The 17748-nt window shown below is 62.9% G+C and carries 14 protein-coding genes and 1 pseudogene; 4 read left to right on the top strand and 11 right to left on the bottom strand.

Translation table 11 applies throughout. The features are described from left to right. Window positions 1–235: 235 nt before the first annotated feature. The 10 genes and pseudogenes from AC1DDH_RS11520 to AC1DDH_RS11565 form a co-directional block, all read right to left on the bottom strand. Window positions 236–1234 (bottom strand): aldo/keto reductase family protein, encoded by a 999-nt coding sequence (locus AC1DDH_RS11520; protein ID WP_476858053.1) that lies wholly within the window; start codon window positions 1232–1234, stop codon window positions 236–238. 71 nt (window positions 1235–1305) lie between these two features. Next, window positions 1306–2811 carry a glycoside hydrolase family 32 protein gene (locus AC1DDH_RS11525; protein WP_476858054.1) on the bottom strand — a complete coding sequence of 502 codons (1506 nt, stop codon included), beginning with the start codon at window positions 2809–2811 and terminating at the stop codon, window positions 1306–1308. Between the two features lie 100 nt (window positions 2812–2911). Then, a pseudogene (locus AC1DDH_RS11530) lies at window positions 2912–3133 on the bottom strand (PfkB family carbohydrate kinase); the annotation flags it as partial. Between the two features lie 245 nt (window positions 3134–3378). Further along, complete coding sequence (locus AC1DDH_RS11535; RefSeq protein WP_476860275.1) at window positions 3379–4329, bottom strand: ATP-binding cassette domain-containing protein; 951 nt, start codon at window positions 4327–4329, stop codon at window positions 3379–3381. Next, complete coding sequence (locus AC1DDH_RS11540; protein ID WP_476955459.1) at window positions 4326–5363, bottom strand: ABC transporter ATP-binding protein; 1038 nt, start codon at window positions 5361–5363, stop codon at window positions 4326–4328. Before AC1DDH_RS11540 ends, AC1DDH_RS11535 begins: the two co-directional genes overlap by 4 nt. Window positions 5364–5366: 3 nt before the next feature. After that, window positions 5367–6305, bottom strand: a complete 939-nt coding sequence (locus tag AC1DDH_RS11545; protein WP_476858057.1) for an ABC transporter permease — start codon at window positions 6303–6305, stop codon at window positions 5367–5369. A gap of 12 nt (window positions 6306–6317) precedes the next feature. Next, complete coding sequence (locus tag AC1DDH_RS11550) at window positions 6318–7295, bottom strand: ABC transporter permease (RefSeq protein ID WP_364746433.1); 978 nt, start codon at window positions 7293–7295, stop codon at window positions 6318–6320. A gap of 139 nt (window positions 7296–7434) precedes the next feature. Next, window positions 7435–9111 carry an ABC transporter substrate-binding protein gene (locus AC1DDH_RS11555; RefSeq protein ID WP_476948610.1) on the bottom strand — a complete coding sequence of 559 codons (1677 nt, stop codon included), beginning with the start codon at window positions 9109–9111 and terminating at the stop codon, window positions 7435–7437. 36 nt (window positions 9112–9147) lie between these two features. Next, window positions 9148–10197: a LacI family DNA-binding transcriptional regulator gene (locus tag AC1DDH_RS11560; RefSeq protein WP_476860278.1), complete on the bottom strand. Its 1050-nt coding sequence runs from the start codon at window positions 10195–10197 to the stop codon at window positions 9148–9150. A gap of 1019 nt (window positions 10198–11216) precedes the next feature. Then, complete coding sequence (locus tag AC1DDH_RS11565; protein WP_476955460.1) at window positions 11217–11993, bottom strand: SDR family NAD(P)-dependent oxidoreductase; 777 nt, start codon at window positions 11991–11993, stop codon at window positions 11217–11219. A gap of 213 nt (window positions 11994–12206) precedes the next feature. Between AC1DDH_RS11565 and AC1DDH_RS11570 the strand changes: the two genes are divergently transcribed. Continuing rightward, a complete protein-coding gene (locus tag AC1DDH_RS11570; protein WP_476955461.1) occupies window positions 12207–13823 on the top strand; it encodes an FAD-binding oxidoreductase in 1617 nt (538 codons plus the stop codon). Window positions 13824–13850: 27 nt separating this feature from the next. On the opposite strand, the gene AC1DDH_RS11575 is transcribed toward AC1DDH_RS11570, so the two are convergent. After that, window positions 13851–14825, bottom strand: coding sequence for a helix-turn-helix domain-containing protein (locus AC1DDH_RS11575; protein ID WP_476955462.1), 975 nt, complete (start codon window positions 14823–14825; stop codon window positions 13851–13853). Window positions 14826–15134: 309 nt separating this feature from the next. Between AC1DDH_RS11575 and AC1DDH_RS11580 the strand changes: the two genes are divergently transcribed. From AC1DDH_RS11580 to AC1DDH_RS11590, 3 genes are all read left to right on the top strand, one after another. Next, window positions 15135–15713: a TetR/AcrR family transcriptional regulator gene (locus AC1DDH_RS11580; protein WP_476955463.1), complete on the top strand. Its 579-nt coding sequence runs from the start codon at window positions 15135–15137 to the stop codon at window positions 15711–15713. Between the two features lie 346 nt (window positions 15714–16059). Next, window positions 16060–17280 carry an acetyl-CoA C-acyltransferase gene (locus AC1DDH_RS11585; protein WP_476955464.1) on the top strand — a complete coding sequence of 407 codons (1221 nt, stop codon included), beginning with the start codon at window positions 16060–16062 and terminating at the stop codon, window positions 17278–17280. After that, window positions 17277–17690, top strand: a complete 414-nt coding sequence (locus AC1DDH_RS11590) for a hotdog fold thioesterase (protein WP_476868218.1) — start codon at window positions 17277–17279, stop codon at window positions 17688–17690. Before AC1DDH_RS11585 ends, AC1DDH_RS11590 begins: the two co-directional genes overlap by 4 nt. Window positions 17691–17748 lie beyond the last annotated feature (58 nt).

A 17748-nucleotide genomic window follows, 5' to 3' on the forward strand; every position in this document is an offset into this window, starting at 1 on the left:
GAACAGTTGAGCAGAACGATTGTGCAGACAGTGTCTGCACAAAATGCCCCGTTCCTGACGGGGAGCGGTGCCGAGCATCAGCTGTGAATTGCATTGTTGATGCGGTTAACGGGCTACGTCGTCGTTGAGCTCAGGACGGCAAGTTCCAGCCCGAATACGCTGGCAAGCTCAACTTCTACGTCTCGCTCGTCGATGACGTGCTCCCAGAGGCGCACGCCATTTGCTACCCGCGCGGTCATGGGCGGGCTGTGAAAGACTCCACTTTTGCGGGGTCCCGTTCAATGACGGGGTCCAGGATGTGGTCGACCTGTGCCAGCAGGGCGGGGTCCAGTTTCACTCCGGCTGCGGTTGCGGTGTCTTTGAGCTGGTCCGGGCGTGAGGCTCCGACGATGGCTGCTGAGACGTTGGGGTTTTGCAGTACCCAGGCGACGGCGAGTGCGGGCATGGACAGGCCGGCGTCCGCGGCGAGCGGTTTGAGCTGCTGGACTCGGGTGAGGATGTCGTCGGTCAGGTAGCGGTTGTCTGACTTGAGCTTGCCGTTCCCGCCTGTGAAGCGGGATGCTGCCGGGGCTTCTTGGCCGGGGACGTATTTTCCGGTCAGGACGCCCTGGGCCATGGGTGACCAGCAGATCTGTCCCAGGCCCAGCTCCTCGCAGGTGGGGACGACTTCTTTTTCGATGACCCGCCAGAGCAGGGAGTACTGGGGCTGGTTGGAGATGAGGTGGATGCCCAGTTCCCGGGCGAGGGCGGCGCCGGCGCGGATTTCGTCCACGGTCCATTCGGAGACGCCGATGTACAGGGCTTTTCCTTGCCTGACGACGTCGGCGAAGGCCTGCATGGTCTCTTCCAGCGGCGTCTCGTAGTCGTAGCGGTGGGCCTGGTAGAGGTCCACGTAGTCGGTCTGCAGCCGCTTCAGGGAGCCGTTGATGGATTCCATGATGTGCTTGCGGGACAGCCCGCGGTCGTTCCGGCCCTCGCCGGTGGGGAAGTAGACCTTGGTGAAGATCTCGACGCTTTCGCGCCGCACACCGGCTAGCGCTTCACCGAGCGTGTTTTCTGCCCGGGTGCCGGCGTAGGCGTCGGCGGTGTCGAAAGTGGTGATGCCCAGATCCAGGGCCTGCCGGACGCAGGCCGTGGCGGCGTCCTGGTCGATCTGCTCACCGTGGGTGACCCAGTTTCCGTAGGCCAGTTCGCTGATGTACATCCCGGATGAACCAAGTTTGCGGTATTCCATGCTGGTGCCTTTCATATCTGGTTTGCTGCGGCCGTATTGCAGTGTGCGGCTGCGTCGTGTGGGACGCCGGCCTATACCAGGGGCGTGATCCTCAGGCTCTCGAATGTGGCGGAGCCGCCGTGGGCGTAGATGGAAACTCGGGTGCTTGTTTCGTCCGGGAAGATCAGGTCCGTAAGCACCAGTTCGCCGTGTTGGGCGAAGACCTCGACGGAGCAGTGGTCGACGTAGATCTTCAGGCTGTATCGGCCGTCCCGGGCGCTGATGGGGGCGGTGTCGACGGAGGCGAATCCACCGTGGAAGCCGGTGTCACCAGAGGCCGTCCGGTCGAGGATGAGGCGGCCCTGGGCGGGGTTGATGCCGATTCGGGTTCCTTCCGTGCCGCTCCCGCGAACGACGAGGCCGAATTCTTCGGCCGTCCCGGCCGTGAACTCGGCTTCAATGAGCTGAACCGTGCCCGTGGCGGCTGGGATCGGGCGTGTTTCCCCGGCCAGATGGACGGGGCCGTCCTGAACAGCCGGCTCCTGATCGCTGCATACGGCTTCCTCTACGACGTTCTGGACTAATCTGGTGCGGCCGCCAACTGTGGCCAGGGAGAGTTCCCGGGGCAGAGACATGGGGCTCCGCCAGGGTGAAGTCGGGATCTGATTGGCATAGTCCCAGTTGTTCATCCAGCCGATCATGATCCGCCTGCCGTCGGGGGCGTCACTGAAGGAGACGGCGGCATAATAGTCCCGTCCCCAGTCCAGCCAGTTGTACTCCTGAAGGCGGTCGGGGTCCTGCTCCCCGCTGGTGATGATGGAGTCGGAGGTGAATTGGACGCCGTCGAAGTCTCCTGTGAAGTATTGCCCGGCTGAACCGCCGTTCGGGCCGCCGGGATTCAGATTCACCGTCAGAACCCATTTCATCTCCAGTGGATTGCCGTCCACCGGCAAAGCAAACAAGTCCGGGCATTCCCAGATTCCGCCTGTGGCGTTGACGGGGCCGAAATCGCTAAGGTGTTCCCAGGTTTTCAGGTCATCGGACTTGTGGAGGACTACTTTGTAGTCGTGGGCTTCGACGGCCGCCATCACCCAGTAGGAGCCGGCCCCGCCGTCATAGCGAAAAACCTTGGGGTCACGGAAGTTGGCCGAGTTGCGACTGAGCACGGGATTGCCCGCGTATTTTTTCCAGGTGAAGCCGCCATCCAGACTGTAGGCCAGCGACTGGGCCTGGACGCCGTGCAGCGGCGAGGCTTCCTTGTAGGCGCTGGTGTAAATGGCCACCAGCGGGGGCGCCGATTCGGTGCCGAACCCGCTGCAGTTTTGGCTGTCGAACACGATGCTGCCGGAGAAGATGTCCTCCTGCTCGTCGCAGGCAATCGCGACAGGCTGTTCGGTCCAGTCGGTGAGGTTCTCCGACGTGGCGTGGCCCCAGGACATGTTTCCCCAGGTGTTTCCGAAGGGGTTGTTTTGGTAGTAGAGGTGGTAGAGGCCCTGATGGTAGATCAGTCCGTTGGGATCATTGAGCCAGGTGTTTCGGGCCGTGTAATGCAGGGCGGGCCGGAAGGCTTCCGGGTGTGTGGTGGTCACAGCCGTCATGGGAGGTGCACTCGTTTCAATTTCGGGATGGGGCAAGGAAAGGGCCAGGATCTGACGTGATCGTCAGATTGGCCGCGGTGTTGGAGACGGAAAGTGGTGGTCAGCTGACCGGGGCCCGCATTTCTGCCAAGGAGGGCAGGTCCGCCCCTGGACGGCCCACCGTAATGGCGGCTGCCATGGATGCCATGCGGGCGATCTGTTCGAGAACGGGCGGAGCCAGGCCCTCGCGTCCTCTGGTCAGAAGCCCCAGGATGAGGGCCGCCATGTAGGCATCTCCTGCCCCGATGGTGTCCGCGACAACGGTTGCCACGGATGGGACGCTGAAACATCGAGACGGGCGAGTCGGTAGGCCACGTTGGCGGGGGAGCCCCCCGGGTGCTCGGTGACGCCGTTCCCCGTGTGGACCACATCGACAAGTGCTTCGCCGACAACGACCACCTCGGGTAGGGCGGACAGTGCAGCAGAGGGGTTCATCATGGGATTCTTTCTGGTTTTCGGCAGCCAATGGAGCTGTGCGGGTCTGATTCCGCGGGTAAAGCGGCCTCTCGGACGGCGGATTTGGGGCCGTCAGTGGGCGGATTCCGGCACTTTCAGCGCCCAATGGGATTTGGTCAGGGTGACCCGCTCGCCGGTGCCCCGGGCAGCGTTCCGCCCTGTGGCGTCCCTCTTCGGTGGGCGAACGGTCTGGGTTCTGCGGGCGTCGGGTACGGCGGAGAGCAGCAATTGTGTGTACGGGTGATGGGGGGCGGCCATCAGCTCGATGCTCTCGCCACCCTCGACCAGGTCCCCGGCGCACATCACCATGGTTGTGTCTGCGATGTAGCGTGCGGATGCGAGGTCGTGGGTGATGTAGAGCATGGACACGCCCCGTTCATCGCGGAGTTTGCGCATCAGATTGAGAATTCCGATGCGGACCGAGACGTCGAGCATCGAGGTGGGTTCGTCGGCCAGTATGATTTCGGGTTCCACGGCCAGGGCTCTGGCGATGGCGACGCGCTGCCGCTGTCCGCCGGACAGCTGATGGGGGTATCGGTCCAGCATCTGCTCGCCCAGACCGACTGTTGCCATTAGTTCACGCAACTTGAGTTTGAGGGCCCGCGGGCTGTCGTTTTCTCCGTGCAGCTGCAGGGGACGCGTCAGGAAGTGCTCGATGCGGTGCGCCGGGTTGAGGGATCCGAAGGGATCCTGGAAGACCATTTGGACCTTGCTGCGGTACTTCATCGACGCCCGGCGGCGTTCGGTGGAAAAAATGTCTTGTCCGTCGAGGATGAGCTGGCCACCTGTGGGCTGCTCGAGGCGGGCAAGGATCCGGGCGATGGTGCTCTTTCCGCTGCCGGATTCCCCGACGAGTGCCACAATCTCGCCGCGGTTGATGTCAAAGGAGACGTCGTTGACCGCACGTACCGTCGAACGGAACGGGAAACTTCCAAGCTGATAGTCCTTGCTCAGGTTGCGTACCTGAACCAGTGGCTCGGTCGCCGTTCCTGGGCGGGACGAGGTGCTGTGTGCGGGGCTCATCGGCGTGACCTTTCGCGGGGGACGACATATCCGGGTACGAGCAGACAGGCTGCCTCGTGGTTTTCGGCTCCGGGAAGAAGCGGCGGTTCGATGGTGCGGCAGGAGTCGATAGCAAGCGGGCACCGGGGGTGGAAGCTGCATCCGGTGGGGGGATGGGCCATGTTCGGCGGGGCGTCCGGGATACCTATCAACTCCACTCTCGGTCCGGTCAGCGGAGGAAACGCTCCCATCAGGGCGTTCGTGTAGGGGTGGAGAGGGTTGTCCAGCATTTGCTTCGAGGGAGCCACTTCGACCAGCTTTCCTGCATACATCACAGCCATGCGGTGGGAGAGCTCGACCATGAGCGAGATGTCGTGGGTGATGAACAGAATGGAAAAACCCAGCCGCTGCTGAAGTTCTTTGATCTGGTGCATGATTTCCTGCTGAACGACCACGTCCAGGGCAGTGGTGGGTTCATCCATGATGAGGAGGGAGGGATTAAGTGCCAGTGCTATCGCGATCACTGCCCGCTGGCGCATTCCGCCGGAGAGCTGGTGCGGGTAGGACTTGAGCCGGTCGGGGCTGATGTCGACAAGTTTCAGAAGCTCTGCGGCGCGTTCGCGGGCGGCTTTCTTGGGCATCTTTTCGTGGGTGGTGAAGACATCGACGATCTGATCTCCGATTGTCATGACGGGGTTCAGGGAGTTCATCGCGCTTTGGAAGACCATGGAGACGTCGCGCCAGCGGGTGCGTCGCAGTTCTTCCTCGCCCAGGTCCAGGAGATTCCTTCCAGCGAGCTCGATGGAACCGCCCGTGATTTTTGCCGGGGTCTGCAGGAGACGCATGATCGCGTTTGCGATGGTCGACTTGCCGCAACCTGATTCACCGGCGAGCCCGAACACTTCTCCGGCGCCGATGTCGAAGCTGACACCATCCACGGCGGTGACGTTTCCGCTTTCCGCCGTGTATTGAACCTGCAGGTTCTTCACACTCAGCACGGGGCCGACGGCGGCACGGCCGATGTTTCCCCGGTCCCGTTCAGTCAGGGTTTCCATCTGTCAGCCTTTCTTTTCCACGCGCAGGCGAGGGTTGGTAATTTCATCAACGGCGTAGTTGATCATGGCCAGGGCAAATGCGACGACGGCGATGGCGACACCGGAGGGCAGGAGCACCCACCAGTCGCCGGTCATGAGCGCACCGTCGTTGTTGGCCCAATAGAGGTTGGTTCCCCAGCTGACGGACCCGGTATCGCCGAGCCCCAGGAACTCAAGGCCCGCCTGGGCCCCGATGCCGTAGATGACGCAGCCCAGCAGGGTGCTCATCACGATGGAGGCCATGTTGGGCAAGATTTCCCGGAACATGATGCGCCACGCTTTCTCACCGGTCACGACGGCCGAAGCGACAAAGTCCTTGCTGCGCAGGGACAGAGCTTGGGAGCGGAGCACCCGGGCGCTACCTGCCCAGCCCGTGATGACCAGCACAGTGACGACGGTGACGGGTCCCGGCGGCAGAAATGCGGCGAGAACCACCAGAAGCGGTAGCCCGGGGATGAGCAGAAATACATTGGTCAACAGCGAGAGCAGTTCGTCGATGGCTTTGCCGAAATACGCGGAGGCTATGCCGACGAGACAGCCGATGAAGGTCGCCGCCAGGCCTACGGTGAATCCGACCGCCAGGGAGCTTCGCGATCCCCACAGGGTGAGGGCGAGCACGTCCTGGCCTTTGGAGGTGGTTCCGAGGAGGTGGTCCGCGGATGGCGCCAGAGATGCTTCGGAGCCGAAGTCGGAGGGGTTACCCGGTGCCAGGAGAGGCGCCAGCAGTGCCAAGAGGGCAAATATCACTAGGATGGCCAGTCCGAAGAGGGCCTTCTTGTTCGTGAGGATGCCGTGGACGAATCCTCCATGAACCAGGCGCCCGGGGGCGGGGGGTTCAGGTAGTTGAACGGTGGGGTTGCCGGCCGTGGTGATCGTGGTGGGTGTTGAGTCTGTAAGTGACATGGGGACCTGTTTCTAGCTGACCCGGACCCGGGGGTCCAGTCGTACGTAAATGATGTCGACCAGGAAGTTAGCTGCCAGCACGGCTGCGGTAATGGTGAGGAAGATGCCTTGGGTCAGCGGGTAGTCCAGCGCCTGGACAGAGGTCAGAAGCTGGTAGCCAATGCCCGGGTACGCGAACACGGTTTCGGTAAGGAGAGCGCCGCCGACGACGAAGCCAAGGGACATGCCGAACGACGTCACCGAAGGCAGCATGGCGTTGCGGGCCGCGTACTGGAACATGATCCGTGCCGGGCGGAGTCCCTTGGCCCGGGCCATCGTGATGTAGTCCTCGGCGGTGGTGGCGATCATCGTGTTACGCATCCCCAGCATCCACCCGCCGATGGAGACCAGAACGATGGTCAGGGCCGGGAGGACGAGATGCGCGGCTACGTCGCCGATGTATTCGAGGGAAAACGACGGGTTGAGGCCTGTGGAGAAGGCATGGTTCAGAGGCAGCCACCCGAGGGTTATCCCGAACAGATATAGAGCGGCCATGGCCAGCCAGAAGTAGGGAAATGATCCGACGAAAATCAGCAGCGGGGGAAAGACGGAATCCAGGAACTTTCCGCGCCGCCATGCTGCCAGAACGCCGAGGAGATTGCCCAGAATGACGGCAATAACCAGGGCGGTGCCGCCGAGCAGGAGGGTCCATCCGATTTGTGATGCGATCACTTCCGAAACGGGGGTGGGGAACCGGGAGAGCGAGATGCCCATGTCCCCGCGGAAGATGTTGCCGATGTACGCCAGATACTGCTCCCATAGCGGCCGGTCGTCCAGGCCGAAGAGCCGCCGGAGCGCATCCACCTGGTCGGGGCGCATCTGGGACTGTACCTGGGAGAACATTCGACTGACAGGGTCCCCGGGCATCAGCCTGGGGAGGAAGAAATTCAGGGTGATGCAGGCCCAGAAGGCGATGACGTAGAACCCCAGACGGCGGAGGAGGAATACCATGATTCCGCTTCTTTCTTGATGATTGTTGCGCCGCCCGGGGATCGGTCCGGGTCCGGCAGGTGGTAACGGTGCGGGGGCCGCATGTGCGGCGGACTTGGTGGCTGTCCGGGGCCGGTTGCCCCGGACAGCCACGAGATGGCTACTGCGCCGGCTTGAGCGAGGTCAGAACCAGCACGGTGGTGGCGGAGCGGACCGAAAGGGTCGCATACGGGTTATCGCTGCTGGGCCAGCCCGTGAATCGCTGGTCGGTGTAGGCGCCCCACGCCGGGCCGGAAAACAGCGGGATCACCGGGGCCGCGTCGTTGAAGCGGGCCTCCAGGGTGCCGACGAGGGTCTTCTGTGCTGCCGGGTCTGCCGTTGCCGCCATCTTGTCCAGGGTTGCGGTCGCTTCCGCGTCGCCAAAGCGGTGGTAGTTTTCGTTCGCCTTTTGCCCTGCCGGTACAACCACCTTCTGGGACATTACGCCGCGGTAGAACTCGTACGGGGACGCGCCGGCACTACTCCAGACGATGCCGCTGTCGAAGGATCCGTCGGTGTAGGAGGAGACGACCTGGGACCAGTCAGGGGAGCTGACTTCGACCTTAACGCCGAGTTTTTCCATGTTCTTGGAGATGATCTGGCCGACGGAGAGCCAGTCCGAAGATGCCGAGCCGACAGAGAACTTGAACTGGAACGGTTTGCCGTCCTTGAGGGTGCGGATGCCGTCGGCTCCCTTTTTGTAACCGGCGTCATCGAGCATCTGGTTGGCTTTGTCCACGTTCAGCTTGGTCCAGTCACATTTGTCGACGATGCTCTGGTCGCGCCAGCTATTGTAGGCGTCGCTGAGGCCGGTGCAGTCGGCCGGATGGGTGTAGCCCGCCATGCCCAGGCCGGTCACCTGATCGCGGTCCACGGCCATGCTGAGTGCTTTGCGGACGACGGAATCGTTAAAGGGAGCCTTGGTGGTGTTGAGCTGCCAGTTGATGGTGCCACCTATGGTGGGGTACCAGAAGTGGCGGTGGGCCGGATCCTTGTCGATAAAGGTTTTCTGGACGTTGGGGATGAACTGGTCGCTCCAATCCACATCGCCATTCTGCAGGGCGAGGTTGGCACCGGAGTTGCCGGCGAAGGCCAGCATCCTGATGCCGGTCAGCTGCTGCTTTTCCGGCTGCCAGTAGTTGGGATTCTTATCGAGCTCGAATGACTGTGCCTGGAAATGGGAGACCTGCGTGTAAGGACCCGTGCCGACCGGATTGTCGTTAGTGGCTTTTGCCGGGTCCGCGATCTGGGACCAGACATGCTTAGGGGCGATGACCTGCTGGCCGACTTCGTAAAGTCCGGGCGCGTAGGGCTTGTTGAAATCGAAGCGTACAGTGTGCGCATCTACGGCTGAGACCTTGGCCAAGTAGTCGAACCCGCCTTGGATCTTTTTCTGGAGCTCAAAGGTGTACACCACGTCATCGGCCGTCAGTGGCCGTCCGTCCGACCATTTGACCCCGTCGCGGAGGGTGAACGTCGCTCCCTTGCCGTCTTCGTCTGCCTTCCACGAAGCGCCGAGCCAGGGCACGGGTTCGCCCTTGACGGGGTTGACGATCAGCAGTGGCTCGAAGACCGACTGCTGCGTCATAGGCAGCGCCTTCGGGGAGAACGGGTTGAAGTTGCTGGTGAACGTTGCGGTGTCCTCCCGGGGGATGGTCAGGAGCCCGCTGGAGGCGCTTCCGCCGTTTGCTGTGCTTCCAGCTGTGTTTCCGGCGCTGCATCCGGTGAGAGTCAGGGCGCCGATCGCAAGTGTGGCTGCAACAACGGTCAGTGATCTTTTGGGGTTGATTTTGGGCATGAGGGAGCTCGTTTCGTCAGTGAAAGGGAGATGGGGTTAGCGGGTGGTGGACGTCAGGAGGGGCAGGCGCACGGATGTACGCTCCACCAGAGGGCATTCGACAATGTGTTGGAGCGGTGTTAGATCGCGGTTCGCTGCCAGTTTGGCCAGCAGCGCGACGCCGGTTGCCCCCATTTGCCGGAATGGCAGTGCGACAGTCGTCAGGCTGGGTCGCAGGTAGCTGGCGATAACTTCCTGGTTGTCGAAGCCAACCACGGAGATATCTTCCCCAATACGAAACCCTCGTTCTTTGATGGCGTCGTATGCGCCCATGGCCATACGGTCAGTGGCGCAGAAGATGGCCGTAGGCGGCACCGCGCTGTCAAGGAGGGAGGATGCCGCACGGTAGCCCTGGTCTGCCTCGCCGTCCTCGTTGATGATCAACTTCTCATCCAGGCCCATACCTGCCTGGTCCAGAGCGCGGATGTAACCGGCCCGGCGGCCGATGGCTGCTGGAATTACGGGATCAAGGTTGATGAGCCCTATCCGGTCGTGTCCGGCCCCGATGAGCCTCATAGTGGCGGCGTAGCCGCCCTGAGCCTCGTCAGGAATGACGGAATGGAGGGTGGCCGCTTCGTCAAAGCAGTGAACCAGGACCGTCGGCACCTCGTCTGCGACAGCCGGCAGCCGGACGCCCCTATGCCAGCTTGTTGCATAGATCAGACCCTCGACACGGTGCTCGAGCATCGTTTCGATTGCCTGCCGGTCGGCGTCACTGCTGCCGTCGGTGCTGGCGATCAGTAGTGTTTTACCCTCCCGCGCGGCCTGTTCCTCGGCGCCTCGGACGATGTCGGCGGCATAAGGCGCCGTAACAATTTCCGTGATCAGCCCGTAGAGCTTGGTGTGTTTGGCTGCCAGCGCTCGGGCTCCAGCGTTCGGGCGGTAGCCCAGTTCGGTCACGGCCCGGTGGACGCGGTCACGGGTTTCTTGTGGAATTCCGTTTCCCGTTCCGCCGTTTAGGACAAAGGAAACCGTCGTCCGAGAGACTCCGACATGGTTCGCGACATCCTGCATTGTCACTTTGGCCTGCCGAGGGTTCGTCTTCATTGACCGTCCGATGTCTAGTAATACGGGCTGAACTTTGGATGAGAGTCTAGCTAAATCTACTGATGCGCGTTACTAACGCGCGTAAGTAGATGTGAGATAGGACATATCCCGCGTTGGGTTGGAGTGTCAAGCAGCGTGCGGAGGGTTGTCGGCGCCCTGTCGGATCTTCTGGGTGAACGAGAGAAAATCGCACTAGATAATCGAATCCCGCGAGACAAGTGGCGGGCCGGATATCCGCCGCCCTTGGCTCCCGACCCGTCCGGGTCGACTGGGCTGAACTCGAATTTCAGCCGGCGGCCTAGCCTTGACGCGACTCGATATCGGCCATAAGCGGGCTCTCCCCGCGGTCGAAGGAGCTAGGGTGAGGCTTCGTCCTGATCCGTGGAATTGGCCAATTTGGGGTGTGTACAAAGTACACACTTTGGGCTTCGGATCGGTTCGTACTGGTGCCGGATCGGGCCGGATTCCGCATGTTTCCGGGAGTTCCCAGTGTTTGCTAGGGCTGGAATGTAGTTCGAGTCCCACCTCGGGCACGTGTTTTCCCTGTTCAGGGGCTTGTGGGCCGCTGAATGTGTACAAACTGTTCACTGATGGGCCCCTTTGGGGGCCTATTTTTGTTGGTGGGCGATTGCTGTGGCCGGTGACTCCTCCCTTGGGTCGGCTGGTGGATCTGTGTTCTTGACTCTTCATGGCAGGGTGAGGCTGCGGCTACATGACTCTTCTCAAGTAGCGGACGTGCACAGTTGGCTCGTCCATTCGGCACTCCCAACTGAGTCCGATGACTGTCTGCAGGTTGCGGCCCTGTGGACTGTGCCGCCACAATGACACTCCTGGTCAAACTTCGTGCCCGCCCCTCCGATGCGGGAGGCACGGCGCAGAGACGTGAGCTCGAGGAGCTTCGGAGGCAAAATTGCCATTCCTACCGTTGTTTCCGTCGCCGCCGGGCACGCAAAACTGCCTCCGGAATCGAGCCAGCGACGCGGATTGGCCGATGACGACCCTTTCGGCCTCGCTCGGATCTACATCATCGCGCTGGCTCCGCCGTCTACCACCAGGTGGGATCCCGTGACCCATTTCGCTTCCTCGGAGGCGAGGTAGAGGCCTGCATACGCGACGGCGAGTGGGTCCCCGGGCTTGCAGTCAATCGTGCGCTCTATAATCGGGGCGACCGGTGCGTTCTCGCCGAATTCCTCAAACATCGCGAGTACCGGCGGCGTCGCCATGACACCAGGACTTACGCAATTGACGCGAACGCCGACGGCGACACCCTCGGCCGCGAGCTGCCGAGTGAGAGCGATGACGGCCCCTTTCGCGGCAGCATGGGCGGCCTGCGGCAGGGCCCGGGCACCCAGGATCCCGGCTCCAGAACCGATGTTCACGATCGCACCGCCGACGGCGGCAAGGTGCGGCCAGGCGCTTTGGCTGGCATGCCACACCAGGTCCAGCTCGTTCTGGATGGTGAACCGGTAATCCTCGTCGCTCATCTGTGCGAACGGCGCGAATTTCGGCATGCTGGCGTTGTTGTAGAGGACGTCGATGCGGCCATGGCGTTCGATTGCGCCGCCGACCCAGCGATCGATGTTTTCCCGGTTGCCCAGGTCCATCGGTGCGCTTGATTCGATCGCGCCTCCGTCGGCTTCCACCAGGCGGACCGTCTCTGCGGCTCCGTCGGCATGGAGGTCGCAACCGACGACCGTGGCGCCCTCGCGGGCGAATAGCCGGGCGGTAACCCGGCCCATTCCGCCCCCGATGCCTGTCAGCAGAACGACTTTTCCTTCCAGACGACCACCAGCCATGGTTCCTTCTCCATTCATCTCGTCCGATGTAGTGAGCCCATGGAACCACAGCGCGCAGGGGACCGGAGGCCGGAGCGGGGTGATGGTGCAGTTCGTGCACACTTCTGTGCACGGACTGCACCATGGGTCCGAAATCTCCCCACCCCGGCATCAGGTGGCGCAGGATGAGCAGCACGTGTTACGCACGACACACCGCATCAAAGGAGATGATGAATGATGAGTATCACCCCCGATACGTCGACGCGCCCGCTTCCACCCGGCGTCACCGAGTTCGACCTCGAAAAGGCACTCGCGGCGTTCGCCGCCGCGATTGGCGAAGACAAGGTCGCAAGCGACGCCGAGTCGCTGGAAGATTTCCAGGATCCCTTCCAGGTTCCCGGCTCCGCCACGAATCTCCCGTCCGCAGTCGTCAGCCCAACGAGTACAGAGGACGTCCAGGCAGTCGTTCGGATCGCCAACGAGTATCGCATCCCTTTGTGGCCCATCAGCCGCGGCAAGAACAACGGCTACGGGGGAGCCGCGCCCCAGGTGCGCGGCTCGGTGATGCTCTCGTTCCGGAACATGAACCGCGTCCTGGAGATCAACGAGGAGCTCGGCTACGCGATAGTGGAGCCTGGCGTGAGCTGGTACGACCTGCACGAAGCGATTAAGGCCGGCGGACACAACCTCGTCGCCTCCATTGTGGACATCGGCTGGGGAGGCGTCGTCTCGAACACGCTCGAGCACGGGCTCACCTACATGCCGTACTCGATCGACCAAGCCTCACATTGCGGCTTCGAGGTGGTGCTCCCGAACGGCGACCTCATGCGCACCGGCTCGGGTGCAATGGATAACAACCCGACCTGGCCGCTGTACAAGCGCGGCCTCGGTCCGACGTCGACCGAAATGTTCATGCAGTCGAACTACGGCATTGTCACGAAGATGGGCTACTGGCTGATGCCGAAGCCAGAGCTATACATGCCGCTGTGGCTGCGCGTCTGGGATGAGGCGCAGATGCCCGCCGTGGTCGATGCGCTGCGCGAGCTCATGCTGGCCGGCACCATCGACATGCGCCCGCAGCTGTCGAACACCCTGTGCATGGCCTCGATGCTCACCACACGCGCCGAGTGGTACACCGGTGAGGGCCCGATGCCGGAGGAGATCATCGACAAGATCGCCAAGGAGATGGGACTGGGCCGCTGGATGATGCGCTTCGCCCTCTACGGCGACGAACCGGTGGTCGACCACAACTTCGAGAAGCTCAAGGCGCGCTTCCTGCAGATTCCGAGCGTGGATATCATGGGCCAGAAGCACGGGGCAGACGCCTGGGAGACGCTGCCCAACCCGCACGAGCGGGTGCAGATTGGGGTGCCGAGTCAGGATCTCTACAAGATGGCCGGATGGTCAGGCGGCGAGGAGGGCGGCCACGTCGACTTCTCGCCGGTCATCCCGCTCACGGCCCAGCACGCGATCGCCGCGCAGAAGCTGATGGCCGAGATGTGCGCCGAGGTGGGCCTTGATTTCCTCGGTGGCATGCTCCCGATCAACGCCAGGTCGACCACGTTCATCAACGTGATCCCCTTCGACACGAAGAACCCTGAGCAGGTCGCCAAGGCGTATGCCCTGGCCAAGCGGATGGTCGCCGAGGCCGGCAAGCGCGGCTACGGCGAATACCGGGCGCACCTGTCCTTTATGGATCTCGCGGCCGACCAGTTCGGTTTCAACGACCACGCGCTGCGGCGTTTCAACGAGACGATCAAGGACACCCTTGACCCGAACGGGATCATCGCCCCGGGCAAGTCGGGAATCTGGGGCACCCGCCTGCGGGAGGCCGGTTTCCCCCAGGCCTGATGGCGCATCTTCGGGGGAGCCCCCGCCCTAACAAACGGGCGGGGTCTTCCCCACCGGCTCCGGCAGGTGCCTGGCGTCCCGTGGGGCACAGCCGTGGACCTCGCGGAAGGCTCTGCTGAAGCTTGCCGGATGGCGGTATCCCCACCTCGTCGCGACCGTCGCGATCGTCGTTTCCGGGGAGCGCCTCAACTCGCCAACGGCACCCTCGAACCGGCGTTCGCGGATCCAGGCCGACACTCCGGTGCCGGAGGCTGCAAAGATCTTGTGGACGTAGCGCGTGGACACGTAATGGGCCTGCGCAATCCGCTCTGGTCCGAGTTCCGGGTCGTGCAGGTGGTCCATCACATACCGCTGCATCCGGGCGAGCAGTGCCTCCGGGCGGGAGCGCGGGTCGGAAATCTCCTGCGCGCCGTACATGCTGCGAAGCAAGGGGAGTAGCATCTGTGCAGCGCCTTCCCCATCACGGCTCGAGAGTCCGCCGCCGCTCGTTGTGGTTCGTGCGAGCTGTGCGAGGAACGGGGTTGCCGGCCCAGTGAGCCGTCCCTGGCCCGAATCCACCCGCGTCGCGGAACGCCGGGCGATGCCCTCGGCCTGCGACCCTATGAACCATTTGGGAATGCTGAATACGAGCACCTCGAAACCATCGCGGCCCTCAAAAGTGGAAGGCCGCGACGTATCCTGGCACGCAATGTCACCGGGGCGAAGAGCGCAGTTGCGATCGTCCTGTTCGATATGGATCGTGCCTCTGGTCATTAGATACAGCAAGATGCACTCCGGATCGGCGGTGGCGATCATCCGCTGCGTGCGTGCCACCCGGTGCGCAAGCCCTTGGATGGACTGGACCCTGACCGGCCCGACCTGGCCACTGGCCAAGCGGGCCTCGAAGGAGGGCGCCCCGACCGATTCAACGTGCATGGGGAAGAAGCGTTCGGCGATTCCCGCCGACCAGTAGTCGCGCCGCTCGGCCGGAGGAACCGACCGGGTGTCCAATACGGAAGTCATCGGTCCACCTCGGATGAGGTTCCGTGACAGATCTGCGGTGCAGGCAAGCACATGCCGAGTAGGGAGCGGCGGCCGTCGCCGGCAAAAGATGCAGTCATGGCATCTCCTTAGAAGATTCGATCCGTTTCGTACTGATTGTAAGGTGGGTTACAATGCAATGCAATGAGGCCGCTTCATCTTGCGCGCGGGCGCAGGTCACCCTTTAGCGTGCAGCCAATCGCACCTGTGGCACGCTGCCGGAGCGTTTAATTCGGACGAATTTGATCGTGTACGTTTCGTATTGAATTACATTGCACGTATGGTTGACCCATGGCAGTCAGAAGTGAAGAAAGTCGTCGCTCGATTTTGGAAGCGACCATGAAGTTGCTCGAAGATTCAGGGCCCGCCGGATTTACGGTGCAAAAGCTCTCGATCGAGCGCATTGCCCGCGAGGCCGGCGTCAGCAAGACCACCATCTACAGGTGGTGGTCGAGCAAAGTTGCCGTGGTTATCGATACTTTCTTGGACAACCACGTCGCGCGGACTCCTGTGCGCCAGGACGTTCCCGCGATCGACGCACTTCGGGAGCATATGGCCTCCCTTGCAGAGGTCTACGCGGGCAATGAGGGGCGGCTCGTGGCGCAACTCATCGGTGAGTGCCAGCAGGACGAGGTGGCGATGGCTGAATTCAAGAAACATTTCTGGACGCCGCGCGCGCTGGTCGTTACGTCGCTGGTCGAGCGAGCCATAAGCGAGGGGTCGATGCGCAAAGATCTCGATGCCCCGGTCGTCACGGAGCTGCTATATGCCCCCATTTACTTCCGACTGTTGTTCCAATCGGGCCCCCTTGACGCCGAGGCCACCGACTCCATCATGCAGGCGGCCCTCGAAGGGCTCGCCGCACGATAGCGGCCTCAAGACCTCCATAGTTCCGTCCGGGCATATGGGCCCTGATGATCTCTGTGGCCAAAGAACTGACTGGGCAACCTTTCGGGTCGCAAGGACTCCTCGCGCCTCCATCTAACATCTTCGCTACCGGTAGGGCGCGCTTCGGTCATTCCGGTCCACGTCTCGGCAAGTTCCAGGTGGGATGTGGACCTTGTGCTGTACGATACGGATCGTATATATTCGGGAGATACTGGATGCACCAGCTTGGTCCGCGCCTGTTGCGAATGCGTCCCGGTCTGTGCCGCACTTGCCGGCACTTAGGGCCGGCCGGACGTACATGCGGACCACAAAGAAGGGAAACATCATCTTGAACACCGCCATTGCTCCAAATGACGCGGTTGTCGTCGCCTACCGCAGGACACCGATTGGCCGGGCCCGCAAGGGCTCGCTGGCCGGGGAGCGACCCGAAGACCTCGCGCTGGCAGCAATCCGGGGAGCGCTCTCGGCGATTCCGCAGATGGACCCCGCCGAGTTTGCCGATGCCTACGTGGGTTGCGCGGTCCCGCAGGGCGCGCAGGGCGACAATATCGGACGCCGGGTCATGGTGCTGGCGGGAATGGATAGCGTCCCGGCGGTCACCGTGAACCGCTTCTGCGCCTCCTCGTTGCAGGCCACCGCGATGGCGGCCCAGGCCGTGCGGGCCGGCGACGGGGAAGCGTTTCTGGTGGCGGGCGTCGAATCGACCAGCTCGACTCCTCCCGTGGTGGAAAATCCGCACCCCGACTTCGCGGACGCGGCACGGCGGGCCGACGACGTCTTTGAATCCGGTCAGCCGTGGGTCGACCCCCGCGAGCACGGGCAGCTGCCCGACGTGTACCTCTCCATGGGCAAAACCGCCGAGTTCGTGTCACGCCAAACCGGAACCACGCGTCGCGACCAGGACGAATGGGCTCTGGAGTCCCAGCTCCGCGCTGAACGGGCGATCGGCTCCGGGTACTTCGCGCGCGAGATCGCGCCGGTGACCACGGCTGCCGGCACCGTGGTGACTGCCGACGACGGCCCGCGGCCGGGAACAACCTGGGAGGCACTCTCCGGCCTCAAGCCCGTGTTCCACGAATCCGGAACAGTCACGGCAGGAAACGCCAGCCCGCTCAACGACGGCGCATCTGCCTTGGTTGTCATGAGCGCCAGGCGTGCCGGTGAACTCGGAATGAAGCCGCTGGCCCGCGTCTTGGGCAGTGCCGCCAGCGGCCTTTCACCGGAGATCATGGGACTGGGCCCGGTGGACGCATCCAACCGCCTTCTTGATCGCCTGGGCCTCTCGATTGGTGACATTGACATCGTGGAGTTGAACGAGGCCTTCGCTGCCCAGGTGGTTCCCGTGGTCCGGAAGCTGGGCGCGGATCCGGAGCGGGTCAACCCGTTTGGCGGTGCGATCGCCCTGGGCCACCCGTTCGGGGCGACCGGCGCGCGGCTGGTCGGAACCCTCATCAATGGACTGCAAACCATGGATGGATCGCTCGGCCTGGCCACGCTCTGCGTGGGCGGTGGCCAAGGCATGGCGATGGTAGTGGAGAGGCTCTCATGAACCAGTCAACGCTCATTGCCGACCCGGCACGCTCGATGCTGGCCGCGGACCGGAGCCTGGAAGGCCTCGGCATCCAGGTGCTGCGTGCCAGCGAGGGCCGCGCCACGGCAATCCTGACGGTCACGCCAGAGATGGCCAACGGGCACGGAATTGCCCATGGTGGATTGGTCTTCGCGCTGGCAGACACGGCGTTCGCCATGGCCGCGAACACGTTCGGCACCGGAATCGCGACCGCCGAGGCTTCCATCTCCTACATTTCCCCGGCCCGCATCGCCGAGGAGTTGGTTGCGTCCGCCGAAGTGACCTTTCACGAGGGCCGCCGGATGATTGTGGATGTCATGGTGAGGGCGGGGGACCGGACCGTGGCCATCTACCGCGGAACCGGCAGGGCCCTGCGCGCGGCGGACTGAGGTTTCTGAAAAGCTGCCGTTACATAGGTCAAAATGCATGTGTGCCCGGGCTCCAAGT

Source organism: Arthrobacter sp. 10T425 (assembly GCF_056393985.1).